Origin of the sequence: Methylococcus sp. S1M (assembly GCF_051295855.1) — a bacterium.
GTDB classification, from domain to species: Bacteria; Pseudomonadota; Gammaproteobacteria; order Methylococcales; family Methylococcaceae; genus Methylococcus; species Methylococcus capsulatus.
Genome location: NZ_JBPDXO010000003.1, coordinates 391,069 through 413,065 on the forward strand (window position 1 = coordinate 391,069; position 21,997 = coordinate 413,065).

A 21,997-nucleotide genomic window follows, 5' to 3' on the forward strand; every position below is an offset into this window, starting at 1 on the left:
CTTTTTGAGCGCCCGGTCGAATGGCGAACCCGAAGTTCCTCGCCGGTTCGCCATTCGGTCCCTCCAAGGTTCGCCATCGCACGCCTGAAATGACGCCACCGATTCCTCAACCGCGTCATAGGAGGCTTGCATGCCGACAACGGCCTACCCACTCGCCCGATCGCCCGTTCCGACGATCGATGCCCTTAATCCCGGCGATCGCCGGGTCCTCAACAGCCCCAAAACGCTGCAGCGCTGGCGCAGCGAAGGGCGCGGCCCGCGCTACCTGAAGCTGTCCAAGCGCGTGAGCTACCCGCTGGAAGCGGTGATCGAGTTCGAGCACGCGGCGCTGCACGACTCGACCTCCGAGCGCAGCCTGCGGTGAGGAGGTCAGCCATGAACGACCTCACCCTCTTTCCCGCCGATCTCGCAGCCATGAGTATGGCCCAGCTGGTGGCGATGCCAATCACCGACTTCGTCACTGCCGAGCGCCACGTCGACGAAGCCGTCGCTTACCTCAAACATCTGCGCGCCAAGCTTGATGCCGCCAAGCGCTTCAAGCGCTGGGTCACGCACGAGGTGCTGCCGGCCATCCGCAAGACGGGCCGCTACACCGCGCGCCACGCCTCGCCGGCCCTGCCTGCGCCCACCCAAGACCGGGTGGCCTCGATCCTGCTCATTGGCGAAGCCGTGGCCAAGGTGCCGGGAGTCAAGCCCGGCATCGCGATGGCGGCCACGCTCACCTGCATCCAGGAGAACACGGGGCTGGCGATCGAGACGCTGCGCCGTGCGCTGCCCACCGCCAACGAGCCGACGTGCTCGCTCAACGCCACCCAACTGGGCCAGTTGCTGGGTCTGTCGGCCAAGGCCACCAACCAGCGCCTGGCCCAGCACGGCCTGCAGTGGCGCAACGAGCGCGACGAGTGGGAACTGACCGAGGCCGGCAAGGCCTGGGCCGAAGCGATGCCGTATGCCCGCAACGGGCACAGCGGCTACCAGATTCTCTGGAGCCCTCTGGTGGCCGAGCGGCTGAAGGAGGTGGCGTGATGACAACCCGTCACCCTCTGACTTTTTTCTCTTGGCAAGCAAATGGCCGGGCTGTGCTCGGCGCGCTGTGGCATGGCATGGCGGGCAGGCCGCGACAAGGCCCAAGCGAACTGCGCGACCTGCTGGAAGCCTGGCGCGATGCCCGCCGCACGGCCTGGCAGACCGCCGTCAAGGTCATCACGACCGGCATCCTGGCCGCGCTGCTGGTGGGCGCTGCCATCAAGTTGAAGCTCATGGGAGGCGGCCAATGATCGAGACCCTGCTCGGTGGTCTCCTGGGCAGGGCCTTCCGTCTGGTCCCCGAGGTTTTTGAAGTGATCGGACCGCAAGGGCGAGCGGGGTCACGAACTCGCCATGCAGGACAAGGCGCTGGAGTTCGAGAAGCGGCGTGGCGCCCAGCGTATGGCCGAGATCGGCGCGGGTGCGGACGCCACGTGGAACACCGGGGGCCATCGAGGACTTGCGGGAGTCGGTCGCCGCCCAGGGCCAGCGGTCCCGCGTGCGCTGGGCCGATGCGCTGTCGGTCAGCGTCCGCCCCATGATCACCTGCTGGTTCAGGGCGCTGTATTGCGCCGCCAAGACCGCTACCTCAGTGGGTGCGATCAGTGGCGGCGCCGACTGAGGTGCCGCGGTCCTTCACACTTGGACCGCGGCCGAAGGCTACCTGGCTGCCGACCCCAAGACGGCGCAGAACGCGACGCCGCGCCACCGCCCGGCGCTTGCACCGAGCCCGGAGGGGCGGCTCGTTGCAATCGTGGACTTCATCTTCAACCTTGGTCGGGGCGCCTCCAGACATCGACGCTGCGGCGGCGGGAAAGTGCTTCCGGAACTTGTCAACAGGCGATTCGCTGAAAGCGATCTGATCCAGAGCCCGGACTCAGGCGCTCTGAAGCGCACGGTGTAGCGACGCTGAAACCTCCCGGACGTGAGATTGGCCGCCGATGTACTTCGAGACCTTGATGTAGCCGTTGCTCTCCATCAGGTTGAGAACGAAGTCGATGAAGGCCACGGGCTTGTTCACCCTTGCAGCTAGTTCGCGATTCTGTCGAACGTTCTCGTTCACCAGCAGGGCGGCGATCTGATTCACAGTGCCTTGGTAGTCATCGACGTACGCTTCGGCGAACTTCAGGAAACCGAGGTCGGTCAGTACGACATGCAACGCTCCGATGACCTCTCTGACCCTGATGAAGTCGTGCCGCTTGAGAATCTCCAGCGAATCGAGCAGCTCTTGCTGCGGGACGTCTCGCAGAATCGGTTCGGCTTTCAGCCGGTCCCATTCCACCAGTCCTGCGCCCTCGTCGATCTGTCTCCGAGCGATTACACGGATGACCAGATCATCGACACGCGACAGCCCTGCGATCAGCGGCGCAGGACCGGCGAAGCGCGCTGGCGGTGCACCGAGCGCCGGCTTGTCGGTCACATCGAAGATGACCGACAAGATTCGCTGCAGGCTCTCGCCGTAGTCGTCGAGGTTGTCGATCTTTTGCCAGACCGTGGATCGCAGCGCCTCCGGAACATCGCAGTCGTCGATGACGACGGGGATCAGCTTGGTCCCGCGGCTGATCCGGTTGACCACGGATGCATTCAGCTCTTCCCGGACCCAGGGCTTCCGAACGCTCGTCGCGGACAAGACGATCACGACTGCACGGGCTTCCCTGAGTCCTTCCTCGAAGATCTTGTCCACGAGGCTGTCGCCCGGCTTCATCTCCCACTGATCCAGCCACGCGTCCACGCCGTTCTCACGCAGGCGCCTTGCGAAGTCGACCACGAAGCGAGCCTTGTCCTCGCTCGCGTGGCTGACAAAGACCTTGGGCGCCGTCATTCTCCAGCCTCGAACTCGGCGTTCTTGAACTTCAGCACGTTGCAGTTCTCCTTCACCGCGCGCTGCAGGCCGTCGTCGAACCCGGTGGCCGACTCAGCCTGGATCTCGATGGCGATCTTCACCTTCACGCCGGGGCTCATGGTGAACTGCTGGACGACCTCGTCGACCAGATCGGCGAACTGCTTCTTCGCCAGGAACGGGTCGAGGTCGATGCTGCCGTAGAACTGCTTCTTGACCGCCTGCCCCGCAGTGGCGCCGCCCGAGGCATAGCCACCCTTGGCCGAATCCTCCGCGCGGGGCGCGTCGCCACCGGCGGGAACGGTCGTCGTGGCTGCACCTTCGCCAGCCTCGGCAACCTTGTTCCGAGAAGCTTCTTCCGCGTAGGCCGCCGAGGTAACCGGCTCGATCAGCAGCAGCGATGCATCCAGAATCGGCGAGTAGCGCTTGCCGTAGCTGAATCCGACATAACGGCCATCCTCCTTGCCCTGCGCGAAGCCGAAGAAGTCGCGGCTCTCCGCGCCCGCAGCCAGCGTCATCTGAAAGACGGTGTCGTCCTTCAGGCGCGGTAGATAGAGCTGCTGGCAGCTCTGCTGCCAAACGGTGAGGGCGCTCACCTCCTTGATGTCATCCTTCCAGAACCAGTCGCGCAACACCTTGGCCAGGTGGATCGGTGCCCACTCAGTGATGAGCAGCTCGTTCTCCTTGAGCACGCGCTCGATTTCCTGCGACCAGTTCTGCGCGCCTGGGTTGAGCTGGAAGTGTTCCCACCGCAGCTCGGACAGACCTTTGCCGGGGCGCGCCTCTTGCATCGGGGCCAGCAGCCACTTGTAGGTCTCGCGGATCATGCGGCGCACGGTCTCCTCGGCCTGCGTAAGGCTCTCGCTCGCCTGCCTGGCCATCAGGTTGTCGAGGACGATACGGTTGTCCTTGTAGTCAGCCACGATGCTGCGCCATGCCAGGAACGAGCGCACGTGGTCCTTGAGCCGGCTCACGCTGTCGTAGTCGGCGGCCAGGAAGATCAGCCGGTTCTGCCTGAAGCGGGGCTGGTCGCCGCGCTTCTTCAGGATCTCGGTGGCGCGGTCTAGCCCTAAGCTCTGGCCGCTCTTGCTGAAGGCGGCGTCGGGCGGCAGCACCACCAGGCGTAGCGCCCAGTCGTCGGGCACGTCGCCACTGTCCGTGAAGACGTGGATGCCGCCGAACACCCCGCTACTGAGGCCGCGCTGGACGCGCTCGCGGACGGTCGGGAACACGTCTTCCCGATCCTGGAAGCGGCGCTTCCGGTCCTCCATCTCGCGCCGCAGGTTGGGCCGCGTATCGAGCCAGAACCGGTTGTTGGCATGGTTGAGGTAGTGCAACCGGTCGGTGAGGCGGCGTAGGGCATCCTTGAACAAGCCGATCTGCTGGCCCGGTTGGATGACGCCGAGGATCACACGCTCCAGCTCGATGCCCCGCACCAGCTGGTTCGTCGTGCTGGGCGCGCTGCCCAGGAACACCGCCCGTGCCGAACGGCGGCAAGCCTGCACGCTGCCGAAGCGTGTGTCCTTGTTCTCGATCTCGGTGGTCTCGGCGCGCTCGCCGTCCACGTCGCGTTCGATCACCGGGTCCCAGCCCTGGGGCAGGTAGTAGACGGCCTCGTTGCGCACATCGGCGTCGTACAGCGGCAGACTGCCCGGCATGATGAGCGGGTCGTTGTTGCCGTCCTTCCACAGGCGGTGGATGACCTTGGCCATCATTTTCAGCACGCCGCGGGTACGCTGGAAGTTGTCCAGAGTCGACCAGTCCTCATACAAGCGGTCGAACACCTCGGGGTGGATCGGGTAGGCATGCACCAGCCGCTCGAAGTAACGGCTCTCCTGCGTCTCGGCGGGCAAGTCGTCGCGGTGGGCGATGTAAAAGTCGGCAAAGGTGCGGCACACCGTTTCCGCAGCCAGCTTGTCGTCGATCGAAGCGAACAGCCGCCGCCGCACGATCTCGAAGGCCTCTTCGGCGGCCACCGGTTTCCACAGTGCCTGCACGCGGCCGAAGGTGCGCGCCAGCGCCTCCAACGCCTGCGCACCACGCTGGCTACCCACCTCACTGTCTGATTCGGGCAGTGAAGCCAGCAACGCGGCTGTGGACACCGCTTTTACCGCCTCGGTTAAAGCATGAACGAAAGTCAGGTTGGAATCGAACGAGCCACCAGCCAGGCTTTTGTTGTCCTGGAACTGGCGCACGTAGGCCACCAGCTCGTCGATCAGGATCACGCAGGGTGCATAGCGGCTCAGCAGCGTCTCCAGCACCGCCTTGCCGGGCGACGTGCCCGAGGCATCCGCGTCGGCCACCAGGGCGTAGCCCTCCGCGCCACCCAGTTGCCACGCCAGATCGCCCCACAGCGTGCGAACTGTCAGGCCATTGCGCTGCGCGGGCTGGTTGGGCGAAGACTTGATGCCGTCCAGCACCGCAATGCGGGCGCGCGGCAGCTCGGTGATCTGCGCCGCATTCAGGATGTCGCCCAAGCCCTGCAGATCGCTGGCCGGCACCTCGCCCTTGGCCATGTGGTACACGGCCAGCATGGTGTGCGTCTTGCCGCCGCCGAACGCCGTCTGCAGCTGAATCACCGGGTCGCCGCCCTTGCCTGCCAGGCGCCTGACCACGGAGTCGAGCAACAGGCGCATGCCCTCGGTGATGAAGGTGCGCTGGAAGAACAGCGCCGGGTTCTGGTATTCGGCCGTGGCGGTGCCCGCGTGCACGCGCGACAGGTCCGCCGCGAACTCGGCCTGCTGGAACGTGCCCTTGAGCACGTCTTCGTGTGGGATGGCGATCTCGCGCCAGGGTTTCAGACTCATGCTTCTTGCTCCGTGCGAGCGGCATAAATCGTCAAAACCAGCTCGCTGTCATCGTTCATCTGGTATTCGGGGCGCTTACCCGAGAGAGCTTCGCTGCGCGCGAGGATGATCGACACACCTTCCCCACGCTTGTCCATGAGGTGGCTGCGATACAGCGCCAGTTCGTCATCCCCCACCGGGCAGCGCGCCAAGAGGCTGGTCAGGGCTTCATTGCGGGCGGCCTGCCGGAATGGCAGGCTCTCTGGGGTCATGGTGTTGGGCAGCATGCCCGGCGAATACAGCTCCAGCCGATCGGCAAACAACCGCAGTCGTACCTTGGCTCCTGCCATCGAATAGTCGCGGTGCGCCACCGCGTTGACCACCGCCTCGAACACGGCGGTCATGTCGTACTGGGGCATGTCCACCCGTCCGCCGTCGGCACGCTTGAACGCGGCCACCTGCATGTTCTTGCGCACGAAGGCGCAGGCCATACGAACCTGTTCATCCAGCGGCCCGGTGATGTCCTGAGCATCGCGCTGATAGACCAGTTCTCCCTCGGGAACGACGGTGGTGCCCGCATAGGCGACGGCCTGAATCAAGGCACCGGGCAGATAGCGGTGCGGTTCGCGGCTGGCCATCAGCAGGCCCGCCACGGTCGGCCGCCAAATATCCTGCTCGTCTTGGGCTGCCATGGCCAGCTTGCCGAGCAGTACTTCCGGTGCATCAGCGCTTTGGGCCGGCGCGAAACGCCGCCACAGCACCTCGTCCAGATCGGTGAGCGTGGCGCGCGACACGGGGGTCTCGTCGAAGCGGATCAGCCGCGACTGGCTGCGCTGCTGGAACAGACGCGCCAGATGATCCGGGGGCATGGGGCGTTTCGAGGAACCCACGCGATGGAAGTACCCTCCCTGGCTCTGGTGCACGAACAGACTGCGCGCCACTTCCACCCGCAGCACCGGCTGCTCCGCCCCCGCCGAATCGGGCAGCGTCATGCGCTCGATGACCGGCGCCAAAGGCGGTTTCACCGAATCCTCGCAGGCCTGCCGCACCCGCGCTTCCACCGCATCCAGATGCTCCAGCGGAATGCCCAGCACCTCGCGGGCGCGGTCTTCCACGCCGAGCAGCAGCACCCCGCCGGCGCTGTTGGCAAAGGCGGCCAGTTCGTCCGCCAGATCCTCCTGCGCAGGGCCGCGCAGCTTGCCACCGGCGAACTTGACCTCCTCCAGTTCCAGGAAGCTGTCCTCGCCCAGGCGAATCTTCTCGATCAGTTCCGCACGTGTGCCCAGCATCTCAAACCTCCCTGCCCAGGCGCTTCCAGCGGCGGGTGAAGGCCTCGCGCCCGCCTTCCATCACCCGGCAGACCTCCTCGCGCACGGCCTTCTCCTGCAACGCACCACTTTGCATCACATAACACTGACCACGACCAAACTCCATCACGTGCACCAGCTCCGCATCGCCATTGACCACCACGTTGGGGTTGTGGGTGACGACGATGAGCTGCCGGCGCAGCTTGTTCTCGCGGATCTGGCGCACGATGAGGTCGTAGATCAGGTGGTTGTCCAGATCGTCCTCGGGCTGGTCGAGCACGATGGGCTCCTCGCCGAAGGCCAGCAGAAAGGCCAGGAGCGCCGCCGAGCGCTGCCCCTGGGAACCCTCGCTGATGGCGTACCATCCGCCATCGCGCTGGTATTCGATCTTGAGATCGTCTTCCGGGTACCACGTCAGCACGTGGTCGGCGAATTCCGGCTTCTCGGCCTTGCGCTCCAGGTAGTTGCGGAACTTTCCACCCAACGTGCCGGGGCGCTCGATGAGCGCGTTGCGCATGGCCTCCAGCGCTGCGAGCTTGTCTCGATCCGCAGCGGCGGCCACGTCATGGGCCAAACCCGATTGGGCCTGGCCGTCATCGACCTTCAGGATGTCATCGGCAAAGCGCTCGTTGGTGGCTTCGATCAGCTCGCGCAGGCTGCGCTCGATGACGAAGGCATCGAAGCCGAACGGCACGACGTTCATGCGCACGTGAGGGTTGTGCGCCAGCTTTTCCTCCAAGAAAGTTTGCCGCTGCCAGGTGATGGCCAGCCGACGTTCTCGGACCAGGGTTTGCTGATCCTCGATTTGCTTCACCAGCGTGGTGCGATCGGCCTGCAACTGCCTCAGCGTTTTGGCCTGCGCCTCCAGCTGCTGGCGCTCCTGGGTCAGGCGGGCGAAGGCCTGCGGGTCGGCCACGCCCTGCTCTGTCAGCTTGGCCTGCAATTGCTGATAGGCCGCGCGCGCCGCCTCGGCCCGCGCGCGCCACTTGGCCAGCCGCGCATTCCCGTCCAACCGGGCGATGCCCTGCTCCAGTGCGGTGGCTTCCTGTTCCAGCCGCTTCCGGGTCTGCGCGAGCAGGGCATCGGCCTCAGCCCGCCACGCGAGCAGATCCGTCTCGGCCTCGCCGAAGTGCTGCGGTAGCCAGTCGTCGAGCAGCAGGTTTTCCGCGGTTTGGCGCAGCGTGCTCACCGCCTCGCGCAACTGCGCCAGCGTCTCGTCCACCGCCCGCGCCTGGTGTTGGGCGCGTGCATAGGTCTGCTGCACGGCGGCGTGGTCGCCCTGCGCCAGGGTCTTGAGCTTGTTTTCCAGCTCCTGCAAGCGGCGCTCGACCTCGGGCAGCGTCGCCAGCTTGCCGTCGATCTCGCGCAGGCGCGCCCGCTGGGCGAAGAAGGCGCGTTTGGCCTCCTCGAAAGCCTGCCGCAGCGGCTCCACCCCGGCCGCCTCGTCGATGATGGAAAGCAGCGCCTGCCGGCCATTGCCCGCCATGGCCGCGATCTGCCCTTGCGAAAACAGGCGGACCGGGAAGCGGCTGGCGTTGACGCTCTGGCTTGTCGAAGGCTGCCACTGGCCATCGCGACATTCCTCGACCGCCGCGCCCTGTCCGTTGGCCTGCCAGTTCAGGCGCAGCCGCTGATCCTCGTGCTGCCACTCGACGCGAAGAGCCGTTTCGGCCTTCAACGCGCCCTTATCGTCACGCCCCTTGGCCACCGTGGCGAAGTCCTCGAAGCGCTCGCGCGGCTCGCTGTCCTTGGGCAGCGCCTGAATCTCGCCCTCGCGCCGGGTGGCGAGCCTGAGCGCATGCACCACGGTGGACTTGCCTGTGCCGCGCCCGCCGACGATGGCATTGAAGTAAGGCGAAAGCGCCAGCCTCGCGGGCCGGCCGTTGCCCATCACCCGTGCGCGCTCGATTTCGATGCTGCGGATCACGTGCGCCGGGGTCTTGAACGGGTCGAACGCCCCTTCGTCGCTGCGGCGGATCGACACGCCGTTGCCGTCGAGCAGCGCCAGCCGCAAGCCCTCCAGCGTCGGCGCGGCCATCTTCACCCAGGTGTAGCGGCTGCCCGGCACCGCCTGTCCCTGAAAGCTGTGGCAGTCGCTGCCCAGCACCCGCGCCAGCGGCCGGGCGAGTTTTTCGACGGCCTGCGGATAGGGCTTGGCCAGATCACACCACTCGAGCGCGAGCAGCCCTTCGACCTCCAATGCCTGCTTGACCATATTGGCCGACAACGCGCATTCCCGCGTGCCCGGATTGACGCGCAGCAGGCCCTTGTCGGCATCGGCATGCGCCGGAATGGGAATGGCGCCCGCAGCCAGCACCGCCGCGATGACTTCGGCCACCGACCTGCTGGTCTCTCCGTCCGAGTCACCCTTGGTGCCGCCGTAGCCCACTGCGCCCAGAAGACTGTCGATGTCGCTGGTCGTGGCAGCCGGATCGAAGATCGCCAGCACATGAACGCCGCCGCTGGCGGAAATCTCCACGCCGGGAAACAGGGTCAGCGGGCGGAAGCGTTCGGGCGGATTGCCGGCCTCGACCTGCGCCTGCATCGCGGCGTAAGCGTCTTTGAGCCGATCCACCCACGCGCCGCTGTTGTGGTCGGTCACCGCCACGCAGTCGATGCCGGCGGCCATGTAGCGCAACAGCCATTCCTCAGGCGCGAGCGGCAGGTTTTGCGTATGCCAGGGCGTGTCGCGCGAGGCGGGCGTGTGGGTGTGGAAATCGAACGTCCACCAGCGCGAGCCCGGGTAATCCCATGGGGTCTTGGTCACGGGTGAAGTCATGGCGCCTCCCTCAGAGTTCCAGTTGCATCTGCGCGCCGACCACGCCGGCCTCGTTGGCCGCCTGCTCGATGCCGCTCCAGGCGGTGACGAGCTCGTTGTAGGCGCGGGCATCCTCCGCCCAGCCCTTGCGTTCGCACAGGGTGTAGAGCCGGTAGGCGAGCGCGCGGATGGGCTCGGCGCGCGCGGGCATGCGAGCCAGCAGCCGCCCGGCTTCGGTTTCACCCGCTTGGTTGAGCGCGCGGATGAGCTGGTGCAGCGCTTCCCAGATGGGCGTGCGGGTGTCGCTCTCGGGCGACCAGTCGGCGGGGTACTCGGGCCACTTCAAAAGGCGCACGCTGCCCTTGGCGGATTCCGCCACGCCCGCGGCCACCAGCGCATCCACCGCCGTGCCCTTGGCGCGCGCCAGCACGTCGGCTTCGCCATACTTGCCGCTGGCCCAGCCCTGCTGCTCGAACCAGTGCAGGCAGAACTGGGTGTCGTGGTCGAAGTCGTCTTCGGCGAGGAAGCGGTTGATGAGCGCAAGCGCCGTCTTCACCGTCATCGGCGTGCCGTCGGCCTCCAGCACCGCGGCGTATTGCGAGAAGATCGCCATGCCCGGGCCGATGATGGCCTGCGAGAGGTCCACCGGCGCCACCCGACCGTAGCCCCTCTCCCTCGGGGAGAGGGGTTGGGGTGAGGGGTCGGCGCCGATCATGTCGGCGATGGCCTCCGGCAGCGTGGCGTTGAGCTCGCGCAGGAACTCCCGGCGGCTGGCGGTGGGGGCGTCCGCCGCACGCTGGCGGCAGACCAGCACGATGCTGGAGGCGAGCGCGTTGGTGCCCGCGCCGATCATGCGGTTGCCGAGTTCCGTGCGCATCGGCCAGGTGCCGGTGAGCGCAAAGCCGGCATCGAGCACCGCCTGCAAGAAGGTCTCCCAGCCGGTGCTAGACGTCCCCGCGGCGTCGGTGGTCTCGCTTTGCTTGAAGGCGTAGTAGATGGTCACCGGAAAGGCCGGGTGCGCCTGCTCGGCGAGGTTCTTGAGCGCCCGACGCATGCCGTCCAGAAAGAAGGCTTCGGCGGCCTCCCTGCTGCCATGGCGGTAGGGGGTGGCGACCAGCTCTTCGGCCTTGGGCACGGCCAGCGTAGCGTAGAGACCGGGGAAGATCGGCTTCAGGCTCTTGCGCAGCCAGACGTAGAAGAAATCTGACAGGTCGGCATAGCCGATGTTGTCGTAGTACGGCGGGTCAGTGGAAACAAGTTTGTTCTTACTGATCGTTTGAGATTGAGCGTCTGACTGAATAGCTGCACCGGAAGCAATGGCCGGAAATGAGAAAATTGCTTTCGCTCCCCAGTCAACGTTATTAAGCCAATTTCCACTGGATTCAGAGAAAGGGTTTCCCTCGGCAAAATCCCAGGTCATCGGCAGCGCTTGCCTTGCGAATGTATTGCGCAGCGCCTCCATCTTGGGACTGTTATCCCATGAGCAAATTGTTGAACCACGATCGACTGATCGACTGAGTGCAAACCCCAGATACACCCCCACTGCTTGCGCGTATGCCGCCGCACCGCTGCCACCGCTATCCAGCCCGACGCCATCATCGGCCATGCCTGCGGTCAACGCATCCTGCCGGCACTTCTCGATGGCCTCCTGCACCAGATCGGAAAAGGTGGTCAGCGCCACCAGTTGGCGGGGGGTGAAAAGGTCGCCGTAGGTATCCAGACCATAGTTGGAGACATTGACGCGGCACTTGCCGTGCAGCTTGACATCTGGCTTCCACTTGGGCTGCGCCTCACGCGAGATGGCCTCTTGCTCCGGCAGAGGCGGGAGATAGACGCGACCGCGCGCGCCTTCGGCCACGATGGCCATCAGCCGCGTTCCCATGCGGCCCGCCTGTCCCTCGGTGCGGATGTACTTGTAGTCGATCGGCGAATGGGACAGAAGACAATAGAAGCCGCCGCGCTTGCCAGCTGCGGTGCCGCTTCTCGCACCTTCCGGCGGCATCCCCACCTTTACCGTGAAGCGGTAGCTGTCACCTTCAATCACCGGCTCCACATACGCTTCCTTGCCCGCCTTGCTGGAGAGCACGAAGGTCGAGGCCAGCGGCACCTCCACATGGCTGAATGCCGGGTTCGGGCTCTTCACCGTGCGTGCCCACAACCAGGCGATCACGGTGAGCTGTTGCCCCACCAGCGGCTTCAGGTCCGGACGCTCGGCCGCCATCTCGGCGGTGACGGTGATCTTCGGGTACAGGTGCCCGATGCGCTTCTCGGCCTCTGCGCGCATCCAGGCGCCGTAGCGGCGCACGTCTTCGGCCAGGCCGCGCGCGCCGCGCCAGTCCTCGTGCAGCTTGGCCTGCTTCTCGTTCGAAGGCAGCGGCCCCACCGGCGCGCGGCCGGCAAAGCGCGGCGGGATCTCGATCATCGCCTTGTTGATCGTCACCGCCACGGGGTTGAGGTCAGACGCCCAGGCTTCCAGCCCCAGGCGCTGCGCCTCCAGCGGCAGCGCGCCCCCGCCTGCGAAGGGGTCGTGAAAGGCCGGGAACTTCTCGGGGTTGAAGAGCTCGGCGGCGCGCGGGTGGTGTTTGTTCAGCTCGCAGGTCTCGCGCCAGCTTTTCCAGATTTCGGCGCGGGCGCGCTCGAGCACGGCTTCGTTGTTGGTGTTTTCCCACTGCACCAGCGCTTCGATGAGCTTGAACAGGCGCTCGCGTTCGAGCCGGGCTTTGTCCTTGTTGACGCCGCGGCCGAGCGATCGCTCGTAGCCGGGGTCGTTGACCATCTGGGCGAAGATCACCGCCCGCGCCGCCGCCAGCGGCCGCCTCGCCCACCACAGGTGTAGCGTGGAGGGGTGGCCGTGGCGGATGGATTTCTCGCGCGCGCTGGCTTCGTTGATGGCGTCCAAGGGGAGCGCCACTTCGATGAGTTTTTTCGGGGCTTTGATGGTGGTCATGGGAGGGTGCCGAGAAGTCGGGCGAAGGTCTGCGCCGTGCGCTGCGCGTCGGTTTCAGCCAGCGCGCCGAGCACCCCGCGGATGAGCCGGGCATCCAGGGTGAACAGCTTGCAGCGCACCACCGAAGGGGCGGGCAGGCCGGCGGCGGCCAGGTCTTCGATGGCGCAGTCCAGCGGCCAGGACGGGTTCTTGGCCGAGGTGATCATGGCCAGCACCACGTGCCCGGCGGGGGTGTTGAAGGCGCTGGCATCGGAGAGCACCAGCGCCGGGCGGTTCTTGCTGGCGGCGCGGTCGGTGAAGGGGAAGGGCACGCGCACGATTTGGCCGCGCTCATAGGTCACGGTAGGCCTCCTCGTCGGCCGGGCTCGTCCACTCGGACAGGGTGCCCTCGACGGCCTTCAGGTATTCGATGTCGAGCGGCTGCACACGGCGCACGCGGGCGCTGCCGTCGGGTTCGATCTCCCAGGCGATGAGGTCGCCGGGACCGACGTGGAGCGCGGCGCGGATGTCCGCCGGGATGGTGGTCTGGCCCTTGGCGGTGATTTTGGCCACGGCGGTCATGCTGTATCTCCTTTCATGTAAGGAATGGAAGGATATCTTACATCAATGCGGAAATTCAGCGCGCGCGAGCAACGCATCCAGATCGAGGTTGATGCTGGTCACGGCCCAGTCGGGCTCGCTCGTGAAGGGCCGGCGCACGTAGAACGGGCCTTCATGCTGCTCGCCGTCGACCAGCACGATGGCCAGGATGAACTTGTCGGACTGGTTCAGCGCGTAGAGGATCTCGTTGCGCGTGACGGTGATCGTGGTCTGGCCGCGGGCGCGCCCTTTGACCTCGATGTGGCGGGACGGCGGCAGCTTGCCGTCCCGCGCAGGGGGCAGGCTGGTGATGTCCCAGCCGCATTTCTCGGCCGAGACGTCGATGACGTCGTGGCCGAGGGCGCGCTCGGCGTCCATCACCGCCTGCATGGCGATCCTCTCGATGCGGCTTCGCGCCTCGGCGTCGGCGCTCCATCCCGGCTGCCCCTTGCGTTGCAGCAGCAGGCCCGCCGGAATGACGAGCGCGCCGCCGAGGATCACCGGCGTGGCGGAGATGACGTGGCGCATGGCCGTGAGCTCCTTCTCGCGCGTCTCGCGGCGGGCGGTCAGGTCGTCGATGGTGCGGCGCACGTTCGTAAGCTGAAGGCGCACGTCCTTGCCGGCGGCGATGTCGTCCTGCAGCTTGATGTAGCGGTCGGACCAGAAGTTGATCTCCTTGACCAGGCGCTCGTGCACGGCGGCGAGCGTCTTGTCGACCATCTTCTCACGGCGGGCGCGCACCTCGTCAAAGTGCTCAGGCACCAGATGGGTAGAGGCATGGGCCAGCGCCAGCTGTTCGAGATTCGCCCTCACCCCCTGCCCCTCTCCCAAGGGGAGAGGGGTGTTTAGCCAAGGGGCGGCCAGCACGTCCTCGATCAGCGCCATGTCGGCAGGGGCGAGCGGCTCCAGGTCCAGGTGCGGCGCCCAGCCGGCATTTTCTGCCTTCAGCCCCCCCTCACCCTGACCCTCTCCCCCCTCGGGGGGAGAGGGAAAGAGGGAGACGAACTGCATGCGGCGCGACACCACACGCGCCGGGTCGGCGCCTTCCTTCACCGAGTGGTCGATGATGAAGCACACCCGCGGCGTCAGGCCCATGTCGCTTGGGTCTACAAGAACGGCGCCTTGCTTGAGCTTGTTGCGATGGGCTTCAAGCACCAGGTCGGTCACTGACTGCATCAGCGGGTGGCCGGGGTGCAGCAGGCTGGCCATAGGGCTGCCTACGCGATCCGTCAGGCGGACGAACTGCTTTTCGAAGCAGATGCGCTCGTAGCGGCGCAGTACCGGGTCGGCATTGCGGCGGTCGCGGCCCGTGATTCTCCGGTCGCGCTCGCGGATGATGGCCGGGACGTGGGTGATCTCGTAGCGCCCGGACTCGCGGGGCTTGAGCTCGCCGCCCAGCTGCTGGAAGGCCTGGGTGAAGAACGAGCGGATGAAGAAGGGCTGGAGCTTTCTGGCCTCGGCCTTCTCCATCTCCTCCTTGACGGCGAACAGGCGCTTCTCGTCCATCACCTCTTCGCACAAGGCGTTGCGCTTGATGATGTCTTCGAGGTGGCCGGTGTCCAATGCGCCTTCGACCTTGCGCAGCAGGCGGGCGCGGACCTCGGGGTCGGCGCCGTAGCGGATGGCCTCGATCAGCAGATCCTTGAGGCTCTCGTCTTCGAACACCTCGCCCAGTATGTCGAACACGCGGCCGCCCAGGGCCTGGCGTTCGATTTCCAGCTTCTCGAACAGACGCTGGAAGACGTCGCCCTCGCGCGTCTCAGACGCGACCATGTTCCACAGGTGGCAGACTTCGGTCTGGCCGATGCGGTGGATGCGGCCGAAGCGCTGTTCCAGGCGGTTGGGGTTCCAGGGCAGGTCGTAGTTCACCATCAGGTTGGCGTTCTGCAGGTTCACGCCTTCGCCGGCCGCGTCGGTGGCGACGAGCACGCGCACCGCGGGGTCGTTGCGGAAGAGCTCCTGCACCTTGCGGCGTTCTTCGCGCTTCACGCCGCCGTGGATCATAACCACGGCATCGATGCTGCCGATCAGGCCGCGGATCTTGGTGGCCAGGTAGTTGAGCGTGTCGCGGTGCTCGGTGAAGATGATCAGCTTGCGCTGCCGGCCCGCCGCGTCATGCATCTCGGGCCGGCCGTCCATGACCGGCCCCGCTGTGCGGCGCCCTACGGGCGTGCAGATCGGCAATCCTGCCGATCTGTCGGGCGTGTCCTGCAAGAGGCGCGACAGCTCCTCCCACTTGCGGTCCTGGCCGGAGTGGACGACCTGGCGGGCCTGCTCTTCCAGGGCTTCGAGGATGAGGATCTCGGCCTCGAGCTCCTGGATCGTCTGCGCGGCGGTGGCCTGGTCGACGACGGCTTCCTCGAAGTTCTCGTAGTCGTCGGGCGACAGGGCGTCGGCCGATTCCCAGATGTCTTCGGGCACGCCGTTGATGCCGGTGCCTGCCAACGTCTCGGCCAGGGCCTTGCCGCGCTGGCCCAGCTTTTCCTCCTCCACTCGGCGCTTGAGCTTGTGGCGGCGGCGCTTGAGCGACTGGTAGATGGCCTCGGGGCTGGAGGCCAGCCGGCGCTGCAGCGAGGTCAGCGCGAAGCCGACCGTGCCCTTGCGGCCGCCGTCGGCCAGCTGGTCGGCCTTGTTGAACTGTTCCTTGACGTAGTCCGTCACGGCGGCGTAGAGCGCGGCCTCCCGATCGGACAGCTTGTAGTTGACGGTGTAGGCCCGGCGCTCGGGGAACAGCGGGGTGCCGTCGAACTTGAGCAGGTCCTCCTTGACCATGCGGCGCATCAGATCGGTGACGTCGACCTTGTGCGCGCCATCGCGGAACTTGCCGTAGAAGCGGTCGGCATCCAGCAGCGACAGGAACAGCTGGAAGTCTTCTTCCTTGCCGTTGTGCGGCGTGGCCGTCATCAACAGGAAGTGCCGCGTGATCGAGCCCAAGAGCTCGCCAAGCTGGAAGCGCTTCGTTTTCTTGACTTCGTTGCCGTAATAGCTGGCCGAGAGCTTGTGCGCTTCGTCCACGACCACCAGGTCCCAGTGCGTGAGAAGCAGCTTCTCCTGCAGGTCTTCGGCGCGAGCCAGTTGGTCGACGCGGGCGACCAGCAGGTCGATGTCGTCGAACGGGTTGCCGCTGCGGGACTGCTCGACCTGCTCGCGCGAGAACAGCGAGAACGACAGGCCGAACTTCTCGAACATCTCGTCCTGCCACTGCTCGACCAGGCTGCCGGGGGCGACGATCAGCACGCGCTTGGCGTCCGCCCGTATCAAGAGCTCGCGGATGTAGAGGCCGGCCATGATCGTCTTGCCGGCGCCGGGGTCGTCGGCCAGCACGAAGCGCAGCGGCTGGCGCGGCAGCATCGACTCATAGACGGCCGTGATCTGGTGTGGCAGGGGCTCCACGTTCGACGTGTGCACCGCCATCATCGGATCGAACAGGTGGGCCAGGTTGATGCGGTAGGCTTCAAGAGCGAGCTTGAACTCCTCGCCCGGCGCATCGAAGGCCCAGGGGCGCCCTGACTCAGCCAGCGACAGCTTGGCCTCGTCGGTGCGGAACAACATCCGCTCCAGCAGCTTGCCGTCAGCGGTCTTGTAGTAGACGGTCAGGGCGTCAGGCCCCACCGGCTCGGTCGTGACGATGCGTACCACCTGCCCGGGCTCCAGACCCGAGATGGCCGCGTTCTTCTGGATCTGTTCGAGCTTCAGCACGGTGCCGCCCCTTTTGAATATATTAATAAAAATGACCTTCCAAAAAAAAATAGTCTTCCAACGGTGACGTAGAATCCCGCTCACAACTGGAGGGGAAGACGATGGAGATCCGAAGCAGGGATACATGGCCGATGCGCAGGTGACCGTCATGGGACCGGGAATGACCGGCTCGGGCTAGACTTCGGTTTCCTGTTCGATGACTGGCAGTATCATCGACCCACCGCTGCGAGCCATGACCTAGGGCCGCACGGTGTCCCCCACTGAATCCAACTCAGGACATCAAAGCCCATGAATTCCGTTCCAAAACGCATCCTCATCGTCGGCGGCGTGGCCGGTGGCGCCACCTGCGCGGCTCGGGCACGCCGGCTTTGCGAAACCTGCGAGATCGTCGTGTTCGAACGGGGACCGCATGTCTCGTTCGCCAATTGCGGCCTGCCTTATTTCGTCGGCGACGTCATCCCGTCAGAGGCCAATCTGCTGGTGGCGAGTCCCGATCTGTTCGCGCGCCGCTTCAACATCGAGGTGCATACCGAAACCGAGGTCATCGGCCTGGATCGGCATGCCAGACGGATCGAAGTCCGCGATCTCAGAACGGGCGCGGTACGACCGGAGCCCTATGACGCGCTCGTCCTGGCGACCGGCGCCCAGCCGGTCCGTCCGCCCCTGCCGGGGATCGACCTGCCCGGGATCCATGTACTGCGCACCATCCCGGACAGCCGCGGGATCAAGGCGGCGGTGGCCCATGCGAAGCGGGTGGTGCTGGTGGGCGGAGGATTCATCGGCCTGGAAATGGCCGAGAACCTGGTCGGTTTGGGACTTGAAGTCACGCTTCTGGAGCTCGCCGACCAGGTGTTGCCGCCGCTCGATCCGGAAATGGCCACGTATGCCGCCGAGAGGCTGAAAACCCATGGGGTCAGCCTGAGACTGGGCGAAGGCGTCGAGGCCTTCGATAAGCACCCGGAGCATGGTTTGAACCTGCGCACCTCGAAGGGTGGAACCATCGCTGCCGATCTGGTCATCCTGGGGATCGGCGTGCGCCCGGAATCGGGGCTCGCGGCCGCAGCCGGCCTGGAACTGGGCGCCTTCGGCGGCATTCGCGTCGATGAATACATGCGCACCAGCGATGCCGCCATCTGGGCCGTGGGCGACGTGGTCGAAGTGAAAAACCGGGTGACCGGGGAGTGGCAACTCGTCCCGCTGGCGGGGCCCGCCAACCGGCAGGGGCGGGTCGCGGCCACCGCCATTCTCCACCATTTCGAATGCAGCGACGGTACGCCGCCTCCCCTGAAGTTCGAGGGCGTGCTCGGAACCGCGGTGTGCGAAGTGTTCGGTCTCACCATCGCCTGTACCGGCGCGAACGAGAAAGTGCTGCGGCGGGCCGGTATGGATTACGACAAGGTCTACCTGCATCCCGGTCATCATGCGAGTTATTTTCCGGGTGCCAAGCCGATCCACATCAAACTGCTGTTCTCCAGAACGGACGGCCGGATCCTGGGCGCCCAGGCGGTCGGCGAGCTCGATGTGGCGCGGCGCATCGATGTCATCGCCACGGCCATGATGCAGGGAGCGACCGTATTCGATTTGGAGGATTTGGAACTTTGCTACGCGCCCCAGTTCGGCGCCGCCAAGGATCCGGTCAACCTGGCCGGCATGATCGCGGCCAATCATCTACGGGGAGATCTGTCGCTCGCCGCTTGGGAGGCATTGACAGAAACCACGGCCCTCCTGGTGGACGTCCGCAGCGAGGCCGAGTTTGCCGCTGGCCACATTCCCCATGCCCGGAACCTCCCGCTCGAAACCTTGCGCGACCGGCTCTCCGAATTGCCTCGGGACCGGGAAATCTGGCTGGTCTGCGGCGTGGGACAACGCGCCTACTATGCCTATCGCCTGCTGTATCGGGCGGGTTTCAACGTGAAAGTACTGTCCGGCGGCATGCAAACCTACCGGGCCTGGATGCGCGCCCGTGACTGATCTCGTTTGTCGAGCGGGAGCTAAGCGATGGAAAACGGGGCTGCTGAAGTTCCCGAATGGGCAGGGGCGAACATGTCATTGGAAAAGCCCGGAGTGTCCCTTGCCACCGGGATGGTCCCGACCGTTGGACAGGTTGGCGATCTTCCTCGAGATCGGTGTCACCGGGATAACGTCCCGTCCTTTTTTAGGTTTTGAGAACCCCTGACGCCGCCAAAATCGGCCGAGAGACGTGCCCGGCGCATTGATTTTACAGGTCCGCAAGAGCCAAAGTTTTGGGTGGGACGTTGCCCCGGACTCCATTGCGTTGGACTCTCTCCTCGAGCCCGAATGGGAAGTCGAGGTCGAATGGCCGCAATCGCCGAACAAAGACCCGCGCCGAGAATCGGCGAATCGACAGGTTTTCGGCCTAAACGGCCATGTGCGCCGGGCTCGTGACTTCGTTGTCCTTCCAAGGGCAACGAGGCCGGATACCCTGCCGACACGCGCGCAGAAAAGCCCAGCGACCTGAATGCCCTCATCGGGCCGGTTTTTCGGCAACGACATAGATGACGTTCGCCTCGATCCCGTTCAGGCGGGATTCGGCGATAAAGCGGAGATTGGCTTCCCTCACTCTGGCAAGGCTCTCGGCATCCAGTTGATCGATGGTGCCGCGGTAGCCCGAGCCCAGCAAGGTGATCCACCAGTCCTCGGGCGAAGCGATGGGATGGATTCCGGCTTCTTCCGCAATCTGGTAGGTTTCGATCCCCCCCTCTCTCAGCATCGCCGCCAACGACGCCGGGTCACTGATTCTGTCCCAGGGGTTGAAGGACTTATGGAGCTCGGGCGCCTCGATCCGGATGGCTTTCCAGAACACCGAATTGGCTGGTTCGAAGAAGTTCGGCCCCCAGGTCGTGAGGGCGAGCTTTCCGCCCGGCCGTACCCGCCGCCAGAGTTCCTTGACCGCGCCAGGCATGTCCGGCGCGAAGAAGATGCCGAATACGCACACCACCGCGTCGAAGACCTCGGCCGGGAATGCCAGGGACATCATATCCCCCATCTGGAATTCGGCCTGCGCGAGGCCGCGCTGCCTGGCCTTGGTCCGCGCAAGTTCCAGGAGGTTTTCCGCCAGATCGACGCCTATCACCCGCCCCTTCGCCCCAACGGCTGCCGCAGCCGGGAGCGCAGAAGCGCCGCTCCCGCAGCAGACATCGAGCACGGTTTGTCCTGGCCGGAGATTCAGTCTGTCGATGGTCGCCTGCCCGAATCGGTCCCAGAATGTGTTGGCGGGATGGTCGAACAGGTCGGCGGCGGCATTGTACGCAGCGGCAGCGCGCGCCCTGGCCGCTTCCAGGTCCTGCCTATGCATGGTGGCTCCTCTTGTCGGAAGGGAACGCCAACCGGCTTGACCTTCCCAGGTACCGCGAAAAACCGGGTATTGTTGATTTATTCATCGAACTCGGCGTTCTTGGATTTCGACACGTCGCAGTCTTCCTTCACCGCGCCTTTACGCCGGGGCGCGGGGCATGCGGAAGACGAGCATCCGACCATCCCTTGCGGCCACGGACCACGGGTTCATCGTCCCGCGGAGCGGCGCCCGCAGCCGGGCACGCACACCGGCCGGCTGCGGCTCTGCCGAGGCTTTCCGCCGCGACTCCGGCGGTCTGCGCTTTTTCAGCGCTTGCGGATATAGAGATCGGTGATCGTGCCTTCGATCATTTCCGCGGCGAAGGCGAAGGTTTCCGACAAGGTCGGGTGGGCATGGACGGTGAGGCCGATGTCTTCCGCATCGGCGCCCATTTCCATGGCCAGCACGGCTTCGGCGATGAGCTCGCCGGCATGGGGGCCGACGATGCCGGCACCGATCACCCGTTTGGTGGTCTTGTCGCAGAGCAGCTTGGTGGCGCCCTCCTTGCGGCCGATGCCCAGGGCGCGACCGCTCGCGGCCCACGGGAACACGGCTTTTTCGTATTCGATGCCCTGGGCTTTGGCCTGGGCTTCGGTGACACCCATCCAGGCCACTTCCGGATCGGTATAGGCCACCGATGGGATGGTCAATGCCTGGAAGGCGGACGGTTTGCCGGCGATGACTTCGGCGGCGACCTTGGCCTCGTGGGTGGCCTTGTGGGCCAGCATGGGGTTGCCGACGATGTCGCCGATGGCGTAGATATGAGGGACGTTGGTGCGCTGGTGCTCGTCGACGGGGATGAAGCCTTTGGCATCGACGTGGACACCGGCATTTTCCGCCCCGATCAGGGCGCCATTCGGGGCGCGCCCCACCGCGACCAGCACGCGGTCGAACAGATCGGACTCGGGCGCGCCCTCCCCTTCGAAGAACACCTTGAGGCCGGCGGCTTCGGGTTCGATCCGGCTGACGCGGGTCTTGAGATAGATGTTCTCGTACTGCTTCTTGATGTGCTGGTGCAGCGGGCGCACCAGATCGGCATCGCAGCCCGGGATCAGCTGGTCCATCAGTTCCACCACGGTGATACCGGCACCCAGGGCGTGATACACCGTGGCCATTTCCAGGCCGATGATGCCGCCGCCAACGATCAGGAGGCGCTTGGGGACTTCCTGCAGCGCCAGGGCGTCGGTCGAATCCATCAGGCGCGGATCGTCGTGAGGGAAGTCTGGAATCTTCACCGCCCGGGAGCCTGCGGCGATGATGGCATGGTCGAAGCCGACCGTGACCGGCCCGTCGGTCGTTTCCACCTGCATGCCGTGCTCGCCGGTGAAGCGGCCGGTGCCCTGGACCACGGTCACCTTGCGCTGCCTGGCGAGGGTCTCGAGCCCTCCGGTCAAAGTCTTGACCACCTTGTCCTTGAAGCCACGGATCTGGTCCAGATCGATCTCGGGCGCGCCGAACCGGAGGCCGAACTCGCCGGCTTCCCGTGCCTCGTGAATGATCTGGGCGACGTGCAGCAAAGCCTTGGAGGGGATGCAGCCGACATTGAGACAGACGCCCCCCAGGGTCGGGTAGCGTTCGACCAGGACCACCTGCCTGCCCAGATCCGCCGCGCGGAAAGCCGCGGTGTAGCCGCCAGGCCCACCGCCCAGCACCAGGACATCGGCGTGTATCGTCTTGGGTTCAGCCATCGGGGATATCCTT

Annotated in this window: 15 protein-coding genes; 5 read left to right on the top strand and 10 right to left on the bottom strand. The window is 65.6% G+C overall.

Going from position 1 to position 21,997, the window contains the following annotated elements:
• Window positions 1–130 precede the first annotated feature (130 nt).
• The 4 genes from ACSHWJ_RS08355 to ACSHWJ_RS08370 all read left to right on the top strand — a co-directional run bounded on the left by ACSHWJ_RS08355 (window position 131) and on the right by ACSHWJ_RS08370 (window position 1,647).
• On the top strand, window positions 131–364 hold the full coding sequence (locus tag ACSHWJ_RS08355; protein WP_432539635.1) for a hypothetical protein: 234 nt from the start codon (window positions 131–133) through the stop codon (window positions 362–364).
• A gap of 11 nt (window positions 365–375) precedes the next feature.
• Window positions 376–1,026, top strand: a complete 651-nt coding sequence (locus ACSHWJ_RS08360; RefSeq protein ID WP_432539636.1) for a hypothetical protein — start codon at window positions 376–378, stop codon at window positions 1,024–1,026.
• Window positions 1,026–1,277, top strand: a complete 252-nt coding sequence (locus ACSHWJ_RS08365; RefSeq protein ID WP_432539637.1) for a DUF6127 family protein — start codon at window positions 1,026–1,028, stop codon at window positions 1,275–1,277. The genes ACSHWJ_RS08360 and ACSHWJ_RS08365 overlap by 1 nt, the downstream gene beginning before the upstream one ends.
• Before the next feature lie 136 nt (window positions 1,278–1,413).
• Complete coding sequence (locus ACSHWJ_RS08370; protein ID WP_432539638.1) at window positions 1,414–1,647, top strand: hypothetical protein; 234 nt, start codon at window positions 1,414–1,416, stop codon at window positions 1,645–1,647.
• A 255-nt stretch (window positions 1,648–1,902) separates the two neighbouring features.
• On the opposite strand, the gene ACSHWJ_RS08375 is transcribed toward ACSHWJ_RS08370, so the two are convergent.
• The 8 genes from ACSHWJ_RS08375 to ACSHWJ_RS08410 are packed head-to-tail and all read right to left on the bottom strand — an operon-like array spanning window position 1,903 to window position 16,941.
• On the bottom strand, window positions 1,903–2,847 hold the full coding sequence (locus tag ACSHWJ_RS08375) for a toll/interleukin-1 receptor domain-containing protein (protein WP_432539639.1): 945 nt from the start codon (window positions 2,845–2,847) through the stop codon (window positions 1,903–1,905).
• Window positions 2,844–5,672: an ATP-binding protein gene (locus ACSHWJ_RS08380; protein ID WP_432539640.1), complete on the bottom strand. Its 2,829-nt coding sequence runs from the start codon at window positions 5,670–5,672 to the stop codon at window positions 2,844–2,846. The genes ACSHWJ_RS08375 and ACSHWJ_RS08380 overlap by 4 nt, the downstream gene beginning before the upstream one ends.
• Window positions 5,669–6,940, bottom strand: a complete 1,272-nt coding sequence (locus ACSHWJ_RS08385) for an ATP-binding protein (RefSeq protein ID WP_010962199.1) — start codon at window positions 6,938–6,940, stop codon at window positions 5,669–5,671. Before ACSHWJ_RS08385 ends, ACSHWJ_RS08380 begins: the two co-directional genes overlap by 4 nt.
• 1 nt (window position 6,941) lies before the next feature.
• Window positions 6,942–9,737 (bottom strand): TrlF family AAA-like ATPase, encoded by a 2,796-nt coding sequence (locus ACSHWJ_RS08390; protein ID WP_432539641.1) that lies wholly within the window; start codon window positions 9,735–9,737, stop codon window positions 6,942–6,944.
• Window positions 9,738–9,747: 10 nt separating this feature from the next.
• Window positions 9,748–12,663: a DUF1156 domain-containing protein gene (locus tag ACSHWJ_RS08395; RefSeq protein ID WP_432539642.1), complete on the bottom strand. Its 2,916-nt coding sequence runs from the start codon at window positions 12,661–12,663 to the stop codon at window positions 9,748–9,750.
• Window positions 12,660–13,004: a type II toxin-antitoxin system PemK/MazF family toxin gene (locus ACSHWJ_RS08400; protein ID WP_432539643.1), complete on the bottom strand. Its 345-nt coding sequence runs from the start codon at window positions 13,002–13,004 to the stop codon at window positions 12,660–12,662. Before ACSHWJ_RS08400 ends, ACSHWJ_RS08395 begins: the two co-directional genes overlap by 4 nt.
• On the bottom strand, window positions 12,994–13,224 hold the full coding sequence (locus ACSHWJ_RS08405; RefSeq protein WP_010962195.1) for an AbrB/MazE/SpoVT family DNA-binding domain-containing protein: 231 nt from the start codon (window positions 13,222–13,224) through the stop codon (window positions 12,994–12,996). The genes ACSHWJ_RS08400 and ACSHWJ_RS08405 overlap by 11 nt, the downstream gene beginning before the upstream one ends.
• A 42-nt stretch (window positions 13,225–13,266) precedes the next feature.
• A complete protein-coding gene (locus ACSHWJ_RS08410) occupies window positions 13,267–16,941 on the bottom strand; it encodes a helicase-related protein (protein WP_432539644.1) in 3,675 nt (1,224 codons plus the stop codon).
• Window positions 16,942–17,229: 288 nt separating this feature from the next.
• Between ACSHWJ_RS08410 and ACSHWJ_RS08415 the strand changes: the two genes are divergently transcribed.
• The gene (locus tag ACSHWJ_RS08415) at window positions 17,230–18,912 is read left to right on the top strand and encodes an FAD-dependent oxidoreductase (protein ID WP_282213705.1); all 1,683 of its coding nucleotides are present in this window, start codon (window positions 17,230–17,232) and stop codon (window positions 18,910–18,912) included.
• Window positions 18,913–19,426: 514 nt separating this feature from the next.
• Here the strand turns inward: ACSHWJ_RS08415 and ACSHWJ_RS08420 are convergent.
• Both ACSHWJ_RS08420 and lpdA read right to left on the bottom strand, forming a co-directional pair.
• Window positions 19,427–20,257, bottom strand: coding sequence for a class I SAM-dependent methyltransferase (locus tag ACSHWJ_RS08420; RefSeq protein WP_010962192.1), 831 nt, complete (start codon window positions 20,255–20,257; stop codon window positions 19,427–19,429).
• 305 nt (window positions 20,258–20,562) lie between these two features.
• A complete protein-coding gene (gene lpdA, locus ACSHWJ_RS08425; protein WP_010962191.1) occupies window positions 20,563–21,984 on the bottom strand; it encodes a dihydrolipoyl dehydrogenase in 1,422 nt (473 codons plus the stop codon).
• Between the last annotated feature and the right edge of the window lie 13 nt (window positions 21,985–21,997).

Bases quoted from the DNA above. Each gene is read 5' to 3' on its own strand.
- ACSHWJ_RS08405 (WP_010962195.1), bottom strand. From the start codon at position 13,224: ATGACCGCCGTGGCCAAAATCACCGCCAAGGGCCAGACCACCATCCCG.
- ACSHWJ_RS08390 (WP_432539641.1), bottom strand. From the start codon at position 9,737: ATGACTTCACCCGTGACCAAGACCCCATGGGATTACCCGGGCTCGCGC.
- ACSHWJ_RS08395 (WP_432539642.1), bottom strand. From the start codon at position 12,663: ATGACCACCATCAAAGCCCCGAAAAAACTCATCGAAGTGGCGCTCCCC.
- ACSHWJ_RS08360 (WP_432539636.1), top strand. From the start codon at position 376: ATGAACGACCTCACCCTCTTTCCCGCCGATCTCGCAGCCATGAGTATG.
- ACSHWJ_RS08355 (WP_432539635.1), top strand. From the start codon at position 131: ATGCCGACAACGGCCTACCCACTCGCCCGATCGCCCGTTCCGACGATC.
- ACSHWJ_RS08365 (WP_432539637.1), top strand. From the start codon at position 1,026: ATGACAACCCGTCACCCTCTGACTTTTTTCTCTTGGCAAGCAAATGGC.
- ACSHWJ_RS08380 (WP_432539640.1), bottom strand. From the start codon at position 5,672: ATGAGTCTGAAACCCTGGCGCGAGATCGCCATCCCACACGAAGACGTG.
- ACSHWJ_RS08375 (WP_432539639.1), bottom strand. From the start codon at position 2,847: ATGACGGCGCCCAAGGTCTTTGTCAGCCACGCGAGCGAGGACAAGGCT.
- ACSHWJ_RS08385 (WP_010962199.1), bottom strand. From the start codon at position 6,940: ATGCTGGGCACACGTGCGGAACTGATCGAGAAGATTCGCCTGGGCGAG.
- lpdA (WP_010962191.1), bottom strand. From the start codon at position 21,984: ATGGCTGAACCCAAGACGATACACGCCGATGTCCTGGTGCTGGGCGGT.
- ACSHWJ_RS08415 (WP_282213705.1), top strand. From the start codon at position 17,230: ATGAATTCCGTTCCAAAACGCATCCTCATCGTCGGCGGCGTGGCCGGT.
- ACSHWJ_RS08420 (WP_010962192.1), bottom strand. From the start codon at position 20,257: ATGCATAGGCAGGACCTGGAAGCGGCCAGGGCGCGCGCTGCCGCTGCG.